Source organism: Paraburkholderia sp. FT54 (assembly GCF_031585635.1).
GTDB lineage: Bacteria > Pseudomonadota > Gammaproteobacteria > Burkholderiales > Burkholderiaceae > Paraburkholderia.
Genome location: NZ_CP134196.1, coordinates 409,016 through 421,699, shown reverse-complemented (window position 1 = coordinate 421,699; position 12,684 = coordinate 409,016). Strand labels below are relative to the sequence as shown.

Here is a 12,684-nt window from a genome sequence, read left to right as displayed (position 1 = left end):
TCCGCGCAGCCGTGTAAAGGCGCGCGGTCAGTGATTCGCGGCCGTGACGAGTTGCAGCGGTGTTTCGATCACGCTCGACAACTCGCTCTGCTTCTTCTGTTCAGTGACCGCCTTCAACGCCACGTCGAGGCCGAATACGGCTTGCCGCGCGGCGAACTGATTGATCGTGGCGAGCACGCGGCCATCGGCGATCAACGGCTTGATCGCATCGATATCGTTGTAGCCGGTGATGTAGACGCCGCCGGTTCTGCCCGCATCGCGAACCGCGTCGACCGCGCCCATCGCCATATTGTCGTTGCCGCACAGCAGCCCGCGAATCTGCGGATGCTCACCGAGCATCTTCGAAGCGACATCGCGGCCCTTCCCGTAGTCCCAATCGGCGGCTTGCACGGCGACGATGTTGATACCCGCTGCGTTCATCGCGTCCCTGCAGCCGTCCGTGCGCTGCTGTGCATTGCGATCGGCTGAACTGCCTTCGATGATGCCCACCTGATCGCCCGCCTTGAGCCGCTGCGCCAGATAGTTGCCCACCTCCTGCGCACCCTTGCGATTGTTCGGACCGACAAACGGCACGGTAATGCCGGCCGCGCCCTGAAACGCCTCGTCGAGTGGATTGTCGATGGCGACCGTGATGATGCCCGCCTTGACCGCGCGCGCGACGACCGCCGTCAGCGCCTTCGAATCGGAAGGTGCGATGACGATCGCGTTCATCTTCGCCTTGATCATCTCCTCGACCATGCGGATCTGCCCAGCCGTGTCGCTTTCGGTGGCCGTGCCGCGCACCGTCAGTCCAAATTGCGATGCGTAATGCTGCTGGTAGTTCTGCGCGGCGTTCGCCATCGCCACCGTGAACGGATCGCCCAGCGACTTCAGCACGAGCGCGATCTTGAGCTTGCTGCCCGGCGTGACCGCTGCATCTGCCGCGCCGCTGATGCCGGCCGCGGCCAGCGCGCCGGCAAGCAACACACGGCGGCGCATTCCCCAAGAGGACGTCCTGCGGGGCGTCTTCTGCATCATCGAATTTCTCCTTCTGGACCGGCCCGACGAATCGCAGTTTTACACTCGCGCGAAAGGCGGCCATGATACCGTCTGCCGCTCATCAATCGCCCTTCAGCGTCAGCAAACGCGCGGCGATTTCGTCGAACGACGGCCGGCTGTCGATAGCCTCGCTCAAGCAATTGTCCTTCAACTCCACCAGCAGCGCCCGGGTGTTCGCCTGCGCGTCCGGCCAGTCGCATCGTTCGAGCAACTCTTCGAGCAGACAACCATAGGCTCGAACTTCCAGGCGTTCAAGCGCGAGGCCCATGTTCCGATCGCCCAAAGCGTAGAACGAGGCCGCACCGAAATCTCCCAGCAAGGCGCGACCCTGTCCGCCGTACAGGATATTGTGAGCGTACAGATCGCCATGCATGATGCCTTGCTCATGCAGATGACACGCCGCGGACGCCATACCGTGCGCAATGCCCAGCGCCGAAGCCGCAGCGAAGCGTACGTCGGCGCCATAGACATCGCGCGTGCAGGATTCGAGGCTCGGAGGACCGGCAAGGTTTCTGAACTGAGGATCGATCAGTTCCATCGCGAGGCCGTGCGTGCCTGCCGGATGATCCTTCACTTTCCCCGTCACCGGGATCAGGTTCGCATGATCGCCCGCACGGATGCAGGCTGCCATCTCGCAGTCGGGCAAGCCATCGCTGGTGACCGCACCCTTGAACAGTTTCACCGCGACAGCGCGGGAGTCGCCGCGCTGTCCAGCAAGCTTCGCGCGATAGATGACACCGGAGGCGCCCTCGCCCAACGGCGCTTCGAGCTTCAGGTCATGCCATGGAATCGCGGCGATCTGTGTGTCGATCAACGCCTGCGCTTCGAGCGCTTCGCTAAACGGATTGCCGGCGTACGCCAGCCAGGACAGCCGTGGCAGGCGCAGCAACCAGGGCGGCAGTTCGCTGAACTGATTCGCCGCGAGACGCAGCAATTCGAGCCGTGAGCAGGCGGCCAATGCTTCGGGAAGCGTCCGCAGACGGTTGCCCGCCAGCATCAGCTTTTGCAACTGCGTACATCCGCCGATTTCAGCGGGCAACGCTTCGATCTCGTTGTCGGTGAGGATCAACCAGCGCAATCGCGGCGGGAGCGCTTTGCCCGACACGCGCCGAATGCGGTTGGCCTTGAAGCCGACCATGCTCAATTGCGAACACTGTCCGAGCACTTCCGGCAACTCGGTAAATGGGTTGTCGGAGCCGAAGAGAATGCGCAGCCTGGTAAGCCGTGGCAGATCGTCCGGTAGCGACGTGAGCGCGTTGCCCGACAGGTCAAGAACTTCCAGTGTGTCGACGAGGTCGAAAATCTCGCGCGGAAATTCAGTCAGGCCGCAGGCCAGTTTCAGCCGGCGCGTGCCCGCGAGCTGGCCGGCCCGCAATTGTTCAAGTGTCGTCGTCACAGTCGTGGAAAGAGGTCCGGTTGCCGGTGCGCTTCAATATCAAGGGTATCAATTCTACTGAGTCGCGGGCCTGGCGCGAAAAGCGCTGTACAGTGATGCATCGTCCCGTCCAGAACAACGAGCCGCAGGCCGTCATCGGTCGCGCGGACTTGGACAGCAAGATTCGGAGCGCCTTCAGCGAGCACGAGGCCCACACTGTTGAATATCGGCGCAGCTGGCGCGCGTATCGCAGACTCGCCTTGCAGCATCGGTGCCTCCAACCAGTCAGGAGCAAGCAAAGTGACATACGCCTACAAATTGATGGACTCGCCCGTCGGCCAGTTGAAACTCGTCGCACTCGGCGACCGCCTCGCCGCCATTCTGTGGGAGAACGACAAGCCGAACCGGGTGCGTCTCGGGGAGCTGGTCGAAGCGAATGACCGGCCTGTGCTGATCGAGACCGAACGGCAGTTGAACGAGTATTTCGCCGGCACGCGGCACGAATTCGACCTTCCGCTCACCTTCCAGGGAACGGACTTTCAGAAGCAGGTCTGGGCCGCGCTGTTGACCATACCGTTCGGCCAGACGCGCAGCTATGCGGAAATCGCAATGCAGATCGGCAACGTCAACGCGGTGCGGGCGGTTGGCGCGGCGAACGGCAGAAATCCGATCTCCATCGTGGCGCCGTGCCACCGGGTGATCGGCGCGTCCGGTGAATTGACCGGGTTTGCCGGCGGATTGGCGAACAAGATGCTTCTGCTGTCGCTCGAGGCCGGACAGACATCGCTCGAAGCGGGGGTGGACGGGCAAACGGACATGTTCGCGCTCGAAGCAAGGGCCGGGATCAAGGCTCAGGTGAAGTCCCAAGCTGAGACGAAACCCACACGCCACGCGCCGAGCCGCGGCACGCAAGCCTCGCTCTTCGGAAATTGACCGGATGCATGACGGGCGATGACCGCGAGCTCACTGCGTCGCGTTGACGCTGCGTGACAGATCACATTGCGGTCCGCATAAAGCACCTATCCTTAAGATGCCCTTTGGGCGTCAACAAGGAGGACGACATGCGCATGCTTCTCAACATACGAATCCCAAACGAACCGTTCAACACCCTGGTGCGCGAAGGCACCGTCGGGCAAGTGGTCGGAAAAATACTGGAAGAGACAAAGCCGGAAGCCGTGTACTTCACCGAGCAGAGCGGGGCTCGCGGCGCAGTGGTAGTGGTGGATATCGACAGCGCATCGTCGATTCCCGCACTCGCGGAGCCGTGGTTTCTGAAATTCAACGCCGACTGCGAAATACGCATTGCGATGCTGCCGGAAGACCTGCAGAAAGCCGGCCTGGAGAATCTCGGCTCGAAATGGAAATAGTGCTGGCCGTCGGCGGTTCGCGACCGGCACCGCCGATGATCACGCAACTAGAAAAGCGCAATCGCCAGGCGATCAGCCCAGCTCGAACGAAGTCACGCCGAACACGCGTTCAATGGAAATGACGGGCGGTGCCTGCGTGTACATCCGCGCGGTTTCGAACACGTTCGTCATGCCGTGCTGTTCGGCCAATGCAACTGCATCCGCATTGATCTCCGGCACATCGAAGAAAAACACCTCACCGGCAATGCTCGACGTCAACGCGGAGAACAGACGGCCGGCAATCTCGTCGTTATCCGCGAAGAGCGGGCCGATCTTGCAACCTGTCCGGCAACGTCGCAATACGCCGTAGCCCACCACCCGGCCGTCGCGCACCGCGACTCGCGCGACCGCGCCAGGCTGCACGAGCCATGCGGCGAGAAAGCGCTCGCGCGCTGCGGGAAAGCACTGCCGATCGTAGCTGTTCAACGATTCGAAGGGCAGCGCCGAAGCATTCAGCAAGTCCGGATAAGGCTCGCCTTGAGCGATGCCTCGCGCGATGCCCTGAAAGCGGATGTTGCGATACGCAAGCTGAAATCCGGACTTCCTGTAATTCGTCTGCTGAGCGACCACGCCGTCCAGACCGACGTTACGGTTTCGCAAATAGTCCATGCCGTGCTGCCAGACGCGCACGCCGAAGCCTCGACCGCGAAACGCCTGTTTCACGATATATAGGCCGATAAAGCCAAAGCTCTCGCCGTAGGCGACAGCGGATAGACACGCCACCGGCTCGCCGCGCCATTCGCCGATGAAAAACCCGTCCGGGTCGGCCGCGCGAAAACAGCCGGCATCGTGCAGGCCGGGGTTCCATCCTTCCTGCGCGGCCCATTCGACCGCCAACGCGACGTCCTCGGCTGACATCGTACGCACGACGAAATCGCCCTGCTCGCTCACGTTTGTCACGATCGTTTCGCCCATTGTTCCTGCAGAATCGCCGCCGCAGCCGTGGCCGCGACCTGGCAGCCGAGGACGATGTGCGCCTCGGCCGTATCTTCGATGAAATCGTGGCTCACGCCGCCGATGCTCGGCACGAACATCATGCAAGCCGGCATGCAGCGGGCGATGACCTGCGCATCGTGCGCGGCGCCGCTCGGCATGCGGATCCATTGGCCCGGCGCCACCGCGTCGGCGGCGCGGGCGAGATGGTCCGCGAGCGCCGCGTGCATGCTCACCGGCTGCATCGGTTCGTCGATGGTCGTCAGCTCCACGCTCACTGAGCCGCGCGCATTGAAGTCCCGCACCAGACCGGCGAGCGTGTCTTCCATCGCCTGCAAACGCGCGGCGTTCGCGTCGCGGAATTGCAGGCACAACTCGGCCGCGCCCGGTACGACGCTCAGCGAGCCCGGGTCGAGGTCGATGCGGCCCACCGTCCAGACGGTATCGGCATCGGCGAGTTGCGCGAACGCCGCGTTCATCTGCGGGATAAAGGCGACCAGCGCCGCGCCCGCGTCGCGCCGGATCGCCATGGGCGTCGTACCGGCATGGTTGCGCTGCCCCGTGAAACGCAGCCGCAATTCGCGCAGCCCGACGATCGTGGTGACGACACCGATGGACTTCCCGGCCGCTTCCAGCCGGCCGCCCTGTTCGATATGCGGTTCGAGATAGGCGACCTGCCGGCCCGGCTCGAAGCGCGCACGCGGCCGCCCGCTCAGACCCGCGCTTGCGAGCACGTCTTCGAGACGTTGCCCTTGCCTGTTGGAGGCGCCGTGGATCGCCTCGTCGACGCTCTCGCCCACAAAACTGCGGCTGCCGAGCAGGCCGGAGAACGTGCCTTCTTCATCGATCCACGACGCCACGTCCACCGCGAAGTGACGCGTCGCCTCGTTTTCCGCGAGCGCTCGCGCAATCTCGAGGCCGTAGATCACGCCCATCGCGCCGTCGAGCCAGCCGCCGGTCGGCTGCGTGTCGGTATGAGAGCCGATCACGAGGGCCGGCCCGCTTTTGCGCGAGCGTCCGAACACGGTCCCGACACCGTCGATCACGGCCTCGAGTCCCGCCTGCGTCATGCGCCCGGCCAGCCATTCGCGCGACGCCAGATCCACCGGCGAGAGCGCCAGCCGAACGACGCCCGGACCCGTGGCGCCGAAACTGCGCAGTTGCTTGAGATCGGACAGCAAGCGGTCCGGATCGATCTTCACCACGTTCTCATCTCCTTCGATTGTCGGTTCATGATGCCGTGCCGCACGTAGGGCAGGTTGATCGGGGAGGCCGCCATCCCTATCGCGTCAGCGCCCGGAAGTCGCTCGGTGACATATCGTAAGCCCGACGAAACGCGCGGGTGAAATCCGACGCGCTACCAAAGCCGACGCCGTAAGCGATCTCGACGATCGCTCTATCCCGGTATCGATGCAGATCGTCGGCGGCTTCACGCAGTCTGCGGTTGCGGATGTACGCGGCCAGCCCGCCCTCGGGCTCGAACAATCGGTACAGCGTGGACCGCGAAAGCCGCGACGCGGCGAGCACGCTGTCGGGCGTCAGATCCGTCTGATCGAGATGGGCATCGATATAGCGGCGCGCCGCGGCAAACATGGCGGTGCGAGCAGCGGCGTGCGCATTGCCGCTCAAACCGGTCGCCTTCCCGAACGCCGCCGCGATCAGCAATGCACAGTTCTGGATGGCCTCGTACGCCGCCGGCCCGCTCATCGCGGGCAAGCTTCGGCGCAGGTCGGCCAGCTGCCCGGGAATCATGCGCGCAAGCGGCGAGTGATAGTCGATCACGCTGCCATGAATCGACTCCGCTTCCGGCACCACGGATTCCACCAGCTCACGCGGCAGGAACAACGCCTGCACGCGGCAGGCATTGCGGTCCATCTGCATGGGCTGGTTCATATCGAGCGCGAGAATGCCCGGCGTGGACTGCGTGGCTTTGCGTTTCGGATGCGGCCCGGTGCGGGTTTCGATCGTGCCTTCCACGGCCACGTGGAATACGAACTGGCGCACCGAATCCGTGGATATGCGCGCGACGGATCGCGTCTGCGAGACCGGATCGGTATGACAGTCCATGAATGCCAGATCGGCCACACGGTAGCTGTCGATCTGGCCGCTGAAGCCATCGGCCAGTTGCCGGCGCGAAATGGGTACATCGAGAAAATGGCCCAGACGGTCGCGCCACGCGGGCAATTGCGCGCGCGGCGCTTCGTGACGCGTACTAAAGTGGCTATGGACGCAGTTCGCAGGAGCCGTATCTCTCGTCACGGACTCGGTGGTCACGGTTTTTCCCAGCCAGATTCGTTGTCTGCGCATGATAGCCGCACTTTGCGAACATCGCTCGCTGCGAAATTTCGGCCTTGCGCGTGCTCAGAACTGGGCGAAGAACGCCCGCGCCGCCACCATGCAGAACGACGCGACCAGTTCACCGTGATAGGCCCGCAGCACCGCTGACGCGCCACCGTCGGTCGCGCCGCCGGCCGCGGCCTGACTCGCGACCTCTGCTTTCGCGCCCGCGAATCCCTGCTTGACGCGCGCATACGGATCGTTGGGTCCGACTACGGGAGAGTCCACATCCAGCACGGACGTAAGCCCCGCGGGCACGTTGGCGTTCTGCCAATACGCCTGCTCGATGCGCGCATTGAAAAAGAACACCGTGGGATCCGACTTGCCGCCGCACATCAGAACAGGTGCACGCGGCAGCCAGTTGCGCAAGTCGTTGCGCTTGAACGCCTGGCGCAACGGATGCAGCGGATTCGCGGCCGGTTCCATCGCAAGGGTCGGGCTGGGAAATGCGCCGTCGGGATTGGCGGCGGCGTCCTCCAGCAGTGTCAGGCGATAGGCGTTGCGCACGAGGTTGGCATTCCCGAAGCCCGCGGCAAAGAGCGGTTTCAAGGCCAGCGGCGTCAAAGGCGGCGAAACAGGCGGCGTCATCGAGACGTACCGCGGTGCAGGCGACTCGCTGCTGAAAAGATGCGCGGACGGCAGTTTGCCCGTGGTGAACAACGTGTTGAGCGGCTGCAGACTCGGCAGCAACGTTTCGATAGCCGACGCGTAAGCCGCTTCGTAGAAATCGCCGGGCTGGCGGTAGAGATTCCCGTAAGCATGCTGATAACCCGTCACGATCAGCGTCGAGAAGAGCGTCGCGCCGAGGTTGACCTCGCCTTGGATGAGCGCGTCGGCGGTGGCGGCGAGTGCGTACGGACCCGAACCCGGCGCGGATGCGGTCACCTTGACGCCGGCCGCCTGCAACGCGCGATGCGTCGCCATTGCAACGAAGCCGCCTTGCGAATAGCCGGTGACGAATAGCTTGCCGTTTTCGCGCGTCCCGCTTTCCGGCTTCGCCTCGCCGAGTGCCGAGCGCGCCGCCCGCAGCGAGTCGATCACATCGGCGGATTGCTGGTCGGCATTCAGATACGGGTGGTACGGAAGATCGGAGCCGGCGTAGCCCGCATAGTTGGTCGCCACCACGATGTAGCCCTGTGCCGCATACATGGCCGCCACGCTAATGCCTTCCCCGGCACCGTCGCCGTTGCCCGGGTCCGTTTGCGTGATATCGGCGAGGTTGTAATTGCGATACGCGGTGGTGCCGTGCGCATAGAGCATCAGAGGAAGCGGTCCGCTGCATGCCGCCGAACTTCCTGACGGGATCATCAACGCGCCGCTCGCGTTTGTAGGCTCGCCCGCGCCGCCGATGGTCCGGTAGCGAAAGCTTACGATCTCGATGCCGCACGTGGGCGCACCGGCAATCCGCGCAAGCTGCTGGCCGCCCGTGCTCGACGCCAGCAATTTCGCAAACGCCGCGGCGCTCAGCGTCAATGTGACGCGGTGATCGAGAAGCTGGCCGCGCGCTTTGCACCCTTCGCCGCATCGGGAGTCGGCAGGCGCGCCGACACAGGCACCCAGGGCAAAACATGTCAGCAGCCCGAGGGCCGCGCTTCGCATGGCTACAGACATGTGAGGCTCCGTCTTGTTGGTATGACGACGATTGGGCGGCCTTGCAGAGTGAGAGGAGTATAGGTAAACGGGTGGGGGCGGCGGCCTCATCGCGCAGACGCCGGCGATCGCCGAACATGCACTGGTGCGCGATGTGATGCCGGTCGGCACCGGCCCGCGCAACGGCGAGGCGATGGACTCGCTCACGCCTGAAGCTGAGGAGATTTTCGGCGCCACGTCTTCTCGCCTCCGACGCCGCCCATTTCTATTTGTGATCCCGGCGTGGAAGGTTTCCGGAATGCCGCCCATGCATGGCGGCACTCCGTCAGTCCGCGCCGGCGCGACCCGGTGCGTGACACGCGGTTAGCCGGACAGAGCGCGTCTCAAGCGGCAAGCGCGCGGCTCACTTCCACAAAGTGCGGCCGAAAAACGTCAGCGTGCGATCCCAGGCTTGTTGCGCCCACACCGGATCGAACTGCGTCCGGGCGATACGGCCCGGGCCGACCGCCGTTTCGTTCGCGAACGCGTGGTGGGCGAGATAGCGGTGAAACTCGACGTCGACATTCGCGTCCTTCAACTTGCTTTCCAGTGCGTCGACCGTTTCAGACACGAAGAACTCGTCTTGCGTCGCCCAATGACCGATCAGCGGCGCCTTGATTTTCGATGCGTCGATATATTCCAGCGGCGGGAAGCCATACCAGACCACGCCGGCCGACACTTCGGGGATATTGCACAGCGCGAGCAAGGTCAAAGCGCCGCCCATGCAAAAGCCCGTCACGCCGACGTTCGCCGCGTGCTGCTTCAGATACTGGACGGCGCCGCGCACGTCCTGAGTCGCCGCATCGCCGAAATTGAGCCCGTCGAGCAGATGGTGGGCTTCTTCCTCTTCCACCGTCGTTTTGCCTCGAAAGAGATCGGGCACCAGCGCCAGATAGCCGGCCTGCGCGAGCCGGTCCGCCACGCCGCGAATCTGGTCGTTGACGCCCCACCATTCCTGAATCACGACGATGGCGGGCGCGCCCTCCAGCTTCTGTGGCTTGGCCAGATAGCCCTGGATTTGCTGGCCGTCGGGCCGGCTAAAGGTGATCATCGAACCTGCTGCCTGTTTCATCAGTTGCTCCTCGAAGTAGACGAAAGCGCTAGCATAGCCTCGGCGCCGCAGTTGTGCAGAGCCGCCGCCGCGGCCGGCCGATCGATGCGAACGGGGCGCGCCGCAGGGAAGGAATTTGCCGCCAAGCGCATCGTAAGGATCTCCAGTGGAAAACGAAGGGCGACTGTCGGCGGGTTTCCTTCCCAGGTGAACTGGTGACGTTTTAGGGGTAGACGCACTAACAGAACAAGCCGCTCAAGAGGCAATGCTCGCCGGCACGCAGGTGTCGGGCAAGCATCTTGCTGTGCCTGACAATGATGAGTCGAGCATTTTCAATGTCAGGAGCGCCGGATGCGTCAGTTAAACCGCCTTGCCTTATTGATGCTGCTGCCGCTGGCCGCGTGCGCAGCAGGCCCGTCGAGTTCCACCGATACCGGCTTTGGGCCGTCACCAGCGCTGCCCGCGCCGGAATCGTCACTGATCACCACGGTCAATGTCGCGCCCGTTCAGCCGCGGACCACCGACTTTCGTCCCACCGCCCCGCACGGCTTTGTCGTGACGGAATTCGCGAGCGGGCTGACTCACCCACGCTGGCTCTACTCGTTGCCGAACGGCGACGTGCTCGTGGCGGAAAGCAACGCGCCCGAACAACACGACGAAGGAAGCGGCGTGTTCGGCTGGATCAGGCGGCAGGTCATGAAACGCGCGGGAGCCGGCACGCCGAGCCCCGACCGTATCGTGCTGTTGCGCGATACGACCGGCAGCGGCGTCGCCGATCAACAGACCGTGTTCCTTCGTGGCCTGCACTCGCCGTTCGGTATGGCGCTGATCGGCAAGCAACTCTATGTCGCCGATACGGACGCCATTCTGCGATTCGACTACACCCCCGACGCGACCCAGGTCGACACGCCTGGCGTTAAGGTGGCCGATTTGCCGGCTGGCCCGATCAACCATCACTGGACCAAAAACATCCTCGCCGACCGTTCGGGCAAACATCTCTACGTGACGGTGGGATCGAACAGCAATGCCGGAGAAAACGGCGCCGGGGCAGAAGACGGACGCGCACGGATTCTCGAATTCGACGTGGCGTCCGGCCAGATGCGGCCCTTCGCGACAGGATTGCGCAACCCCAACGGATTGTCCTGGCAGCCGGAAAGCGGCGCGCTATGGACGGCCGTCAACGAGCGGGACGATCTGGGCAACAACCTCGTGCCGGATTACATGACGGCCGTGAAAGACGGCGCGTTTTACGGGTTTCCCTACAGCTATTACGGCCAGCATATCGACACGCGCGTCAAACCTCAGCGACCCGACCTGGTCGCCACGGCAATCGCACCGGACTATGCGCTCGGCAACCATACGGCATCACTCGGTCTGGCTTTTTATGACCGGACGCTGTTCCCGGCGCATTACCGCGGCGGCGCTTTTGTCGGTCAGCATGGGTCATGGAATCGCAAGCCGTTCAGCGGCTACAAGGTGGTGTTCATCCCATTCGCCAAAGGCCAACCCGCTGGCGCTCCGGAAAATTTCCTGAGCGGTTTTCTGACTACCGACGGTCACGCCGTGGGCCGGCCAGTCGGCGTCGCGGTGGATACGCGTGGGGCGCTGCTGGTGGCGGACGACGTCGGCAATGCAGTGTGGCGGGTGACGCCGCGCACCGACACCGGCGCGGCAGCTGCGACGCCGCCGGCTCGATGACACTCGCTCCGCGATCCGCCTCATCACACAACGGACGGCCCGCGCCAGTCGCGCATGCTAGAACCGCTCCAGCACGCCGAGCTGCACGCCCTTGACCGGCGCGCCAGGATACGCAACCGGCAGGCCAATCACATTGACGCCGCGCAGGGTGAAGCTGGCATCGTCGTGATTCGCGAGATAGGCCGCGCTGAAATAGAGCAGCAAGGTGCGCGAAAAGTTGTATTCGAACGCCACGCTGAACTGGTCGGCGCTCGCGCCGGCGCCGGTATAGTCGCGCACGTGCGCATAGCCCAGCGACGCGCGGGCATTCGCGGAAAGGCTGTATTGCGCCGAGAGCGAGCCGCCCGCGCCGTGATAGAGCGGCGTGCCGCCATCGCCGTTGAAAAACGCGAGCCACACTCGCACTTTGTCGATCGCGTAGGTCGCGCCGCCGAGATTCGCCCGCAGCGCGCCCGCGCCGTGCGTCTGCTGACGCGCGTATAACAGTCTGAGGTTGTCGATCTGATAGGCGGCGGTGACGTAGTATCCGTCAATGCCGTTGCCATCGTTCTCTGAAGGATCGCGAATGGCCGTCATGACGGTTGCGCTGAATCCGCCGACGACCGGTGAGAAATACGCAATCGCGTTGCTGGCGTAAGGCGTGATCTTCGACAGGTTGTTCAGTCCGGAGGCGATCGTGCCCGCGCCGAACGCGTCGAGGTCGCCCTTGAACGGGATATAGATCGGCGAATATTGCCGGCCGAAACGCACCTCGCCCCACGCGTTCCGTGCGCCGATCCATGCTTGTCGGTTGAATAGAACACCGGGCGTCTGAAGCGTGCCGTCGGCCGAGCTAAAGCCGTTTTCCAGCGTGAAGATCAGATCGGTGCCGTTGCCGAGCGGCTCGCTGCCGCGCAAGCCGAACCGCGAACCGCGATAGGCGCCCGAGTCCAGGCGTGGAGTCCAGCCGGAGCCGGGGTCGGTTATTTCAAGGCTGGTGTCCAGCACGCCATACAGTGTGACGGTGCCCGCGCCGCCATCGGACGCCGCCACGCTCTGCAAGCAAAATAGCAGCCCCGCGCCGCCTACGCCCGCGCGCCAGCCCACGCGGCGGCTCCAGGCCGCGACCTGCGCCATCGGATTGCACTTTCGTCGCGGCTTGTCGAGTGAAGTTTGCGCTGCGCCGGCCAGATGCAGTCCTCCATAGGCACGTCGAACGTGTGTTCCGGGAACGAAAA

11 protein-coding genes are annotated in these 12,684 nt (G+C 63.9%); 3 read left to right on the top strand and 8 right to left on the bottom strand.

The genetic code is table 11. From position 1 onward, the window contains the following. Positions 1-27: 27 nt before the first annotated feature. Together RI103_RS21375 and RI103_RS21370 are read right to left on the bottom strand one after the other, a co-directional pair. Positions 28-1,017 carry a substrate-binding domain-containing protein gene (locus RI103_RS21375; protein WP_310817435.1) on the bottom strand — a complete coding sequence of 330 codons (990 nt, stop codon included), beginning with the start codon at positions 1,015-1,017 and terminating at the stop codon, positions 28-30. Positions 1,018-1,099: 82 nt separating this feature from the next. Continuing rightward, the gene (locus tag RI103_RS21370) at positions 1,100-2,434 is read right to left on the bottom strand and encodes a leucine-rich repeat-containing protein kinase family protein (RefSeq protein ID WP_310817434.1); all 1,335 of its coding nucleotides are present in this window, start codon (positions 2,432-2,434) and stop codon (positions 1,100-1,102) included. Between the two features lie 279 nt (positions 2,435-2,713). On the opposite strand from RI103_RS21370, the gene RI103_RS21365 reads away from it, so the two are divergent. Both RI103_RS21365 and RI103_RS21360 read left to right on the top strand, forming a co-directional pair. After that, positions 2,714-3,346 (top strand): methylated-DNA--[protein]-cysteine S-methyltransferase, encoded by a 633-nt coding sequence (locus RI103_RS21365; RefSeq protein ID WP_310817433.1) that lies wholly within the window; start codon positions 2,714-2,716, stop codon positions 3,344-3,346. Positions 3,347-3,474: 128 nt separating this feature from the next. After that, on the top strand, positions 3,475-3,780 hold the full coding sequence (locus tag RI103_RS21360) for a panthothenate synthetase (protein WP_310818530.1): 306 nt from the start codon (positions 3,475-3,477) through the stop codon (positions 3,778-3,780). A 72-nt stretch (positions 3,781-3,852) separates the two neighbouring features. On the opposite strand, the gene RI103_RS21355 is transcribed toward RI103_RS21360, so the two are convergent. From RI103_RS21355 to RI103_RS21335, 5 genes are all read right to left on the bottom strand, one after another. Then, a complete protein-coding gene (locus tag RI103_RS21355) occupies positions 3,853-4,734 on the bottom strand; it encodes a GNAT family N-acetyltransferase (RefSeq protein ID WP_310817432.1) in 882 nt (293 codons plus the stop codon). Further along, a complete protein-coding gene (locus RI103_RS21350; protein ID WP_310817431.1) occupies positions 4,716-5,957 on the bottom strand; it encodes a Zn-dependent hydrolase in 1,242 nt (413 codons plus the stop codon). The genes RI103_RS21355 and RI103_RS21350 overlap by 19 nt, the downstream gene beginning before the upstream one ends. 76 nt (positions 5,958-6,033) lie before the next feature. Then, positions 6,034-7,026, bottom strand: a complete 993-nt coding sequence (locus RI103_RS21345; RefSeq protein WP_310817430.1) for a helix-turn-helix domain-containing protein — start codon at positions 7,024-7,026, stop codon at positions 6,034-6,036. An 87-nt stretch (positions 7,027-7,113) separates the two neighbouring features. Further along, a complete protein-coding gene (locus RI103_RS21340; protein ID WP_310817429.1) occupies positions 7,114-8,700 on the bottom strand; it encodes an alpha/beta hydrolase in 1,587 nt (528 codons plus the stop codon). Positions 8,701-9,082: 382 nt separating this feature from the next. Further along, the gene (locus RI103_RS21335; protein WP_310817428.1) at positions 9,083-9,790 is read right to left on the bottom strand and encodes a dienelactone hydrolase family protein; all 708 of its coding nucleotides are present in this window, start codon (positions 9,788-9,790) and stop codon (positions 9,083-9,085) included. Positions 9,791-10,120: 330 nt separating this feature from the next. On the opposite strand from RI103_RS21335, the gene RI103_RS21330 reads away from it, so the two are divergent. Next, positions 10,121-11,467 (top strand): sorbosone dehydrogenase family protein, encoded by a 1,347-nt coding sequence (locus RI103_RS21330; RefSeq protein WP_310817426.1) that lies wholly within the window; start codon positions 10,121-10,123, stop codon positions 11,465-11,467. Positions 11,468-11,524: 57 nt separating this feature from the next. On the opposite strand, the gene RI103_RS21325 is transcribed toward RI103_RS21330, so the two are convergent. Continuing rightward, positions 11,525-12,583 carry a porin gene (locus RI103_RS21325; protein ID WP_310817425.1) on the bottom strand — a complete coding sequence of 353 codons (1,059 nt, stop codon included), beginning with the start codon at positions 12,581-12,583 and terminating at the stop codon, positions 11,525-11,527. Positions 12,584-12,684 lie beyond the last annotated feature (101 nt).

Bases quoted from the DNA above. Each gene is read 5' to 3' on its own strand.
- RI103_RS21335 (WP_310817428.1), bottom strand. From the start codon at position 9,790: ATGAAACAGGCAGCAGGTTCGATGATCACCTTTAGCCGGCCCGACGGC.
- RI103_RS21330 (WP_310817426.1), top strand. From the start codon at position 10,121: ATGCGTCAGTTAAACCGCCTTGCCTTATTGATGCTGCTGCCGCTGGCC.
- RI103_RS21375 (WP_310817435.1), bottom strand. From the start codon at position 1,017: ATGATGCAGAAGACGCCCCGCAGGACGTCCTCTTGGGGAATGCGCCGC.
- RI103_RS21340 (WP_310817429.1), bottom strand. From the start codon at position 8,700: ATGTCTGTAGCCATGCGAAGCGCGGCCCTCGGGCTGCTGACATGTTTT.
- RI103_RS21360 (WP_310818530.1), top strand. From the start codon at position 3,475: ATGCGCATGCTTCTCAACATACGAATCCCAAACGAACCGTTCAACACC.
- RI103_RS21325 (WP_310817425.1), bottom strand. From the start codon at position 12,583: ATGGCGCAGGTCGCGGCCTGGAGCCGCCGCGTGGGCTGGCGCGCGGGC.
- RI103_RS21355 (WP_310817432.1), bottom strand. From the start codon at position 4,734: ATGGGCGAAACGATCGTGACAAACGTGAGCGAGCAGGGCGATTTCGTC.